The organism is Streptomyces sp. TRM70350, assembly GCF_019219825.1.
Taxonomy (GTDB): Bacteria; Actinomycetota; Actinomycetes; order Streptomycetales; family Streptomycetaceae; genus Streptomyces.
The window spans coordinates 1-1,418 of the sequence record NZ_JAHUXH010000091.1; the positions used below are offsets into that span (position 1 = coordinate 1).

1 protein-coding gene is annotated in these 1,418 nt (G+C 69.0%); it reads right to left on the reverse strand.

Annotated elements, in window-relative coordinates; translation table 11 throughout:
- Window positions 1–24 precede the first annotated feature (24 nt).
- Window positions 25–1,260 carry an IS701 family transposase gene (locus tag KWI83_RS37675; protein ID WP_218518870.1) on the reverse strand — a complete coding sequence of 412 codons (1,236 nt, stop codon included), beginning with the start codon at window positions 1,258–1,260 and terminating at the stop codon, window positions 25–27.
- Window positions 1,261–1,418 lie beyond the last annotated feature (158 nt).

Below are 1,418 nucleotides of genomic sequence, written 5' to 3' on the forward strand. Positions count from 1 at the left end.
TACTCCAGCCGTAGATCGTGATCTTCATGCTTGAGCGGCTTGTCGCCGGTAGTGGCTGGTCTGGGATCGGGCTTGGTGGCGGCGTCGCCAGTCGGACCAGCTGAGCCGGTGGACGGCGTCCAGGGCGGGGCGCACGACGAGCGCGATGAACAGGTGCTGGATCTCGTTGCAGGTGAGCGGTATGCGTGCGTCGGATGCGGGGTGGCGGGCGTGTTCGTCTGCTCGGACGACGGCGAGGAAGGCGTGCGCGAGCATGGCCAGGGTGACCCAGCGGGACCAGGACGCGTAGCGGCGGACCTGGTGCTCGTCCAGTGCGGCCAGGCCCTTTCCGGCCTGGAAGAACTCCTCCACCTGCCACCTTGATCCAGCGACGCGCACCAGCTCGGCCAGCGGCACCGGGCGGGGCGAGTAGCAGCGGTAGTAAGCGAGTTCGCCGGTGGTGCGGTTGCGGCGGATCAGCAACTGGCGGCTGCCGGGAGCGGGGTCGGCGAGGTCGATGACGGTCCAGTCGTAGAAACGGTGGCCCTTCGCCCCGGTCCCTGCGGACAGCTTCTGCCAGGCCCGCTTGGGTACCTTCTTGGCCAGGGCCTCGGCGTGGAACTTCCCCGCGCTGGTGGTGACGTCGTGCGAGCGGGCCACCGCGAGGACGTAGCCGGTGCCGCGTTCCTCCAGCACGCCTCGCAGCTTGGGGTTGCCGCCGTAGACCTCGTCGCCCGCAACCCATGCGGCCCGGTGGCCGGCGTCCAGGAAGTGGGCGACCATGCGCGCGGCCAGCTCCGGCTTGGTGGCGAATGACGCCTCCTTGCCGAGTCCGGCGGCGAGGCAGCGGTCGGGGTCGGAGGTCCAAGAACGCGGAACGTAGAGTTCCCGGTCCACCGCGGCGTGCCCGCGCCGACCGGCGTAGACCAGGTAGACAGCGACCTGAGCGTTTTCGATTCTGCCCGCGGTGCCGGTGTACTGGCGCTGGACACCGGCCGTGCCGGCGCCCTTCTTCACGTCCCCGGTCTCGTCGACCACCAGCACCGCTTGGTCGTCGTGCAAGTGCTCCACCACGTAGCCACGCACGTCGTCACGCACCCGGTCGGCGTCCCACTTGGCCCGCCCCAGCAGGTGCTGCATGCCGTCCGGGGTCGCCTCCCCGGCCCACTCGGCGATCGTCCAGCAGTTCTTTCGTGGCAGGTCCGACAGCAGCCCGAGCACCAACTTCCGGGCCCGGCGGCGGGGTTCGACCCGCGCGAACCGACTTGCGATCCGGCTCATCAGGACCTCGAAAGCCTCCTGCCAGCGGACAGGGTCTACGCTGTGACCTGCGGCCACCGCATGATCGTTTGTCTTCACACACCGATGATCAACGGTGGCCGCACCCATGTCCGCAGCGGCCCTCATGAGCAAGATCACGATCTACGGCTGGAGTACTA

Coding starts and splice junctions, on each gene's coding strand:
- KWI83_RS37675 (WP_218518870.1), bottom strand. CDS start 1,260: ATGAGCCGGATCGCAAGTCGGTTCGCGCGGGTCGAACCCCGCCGCCGG.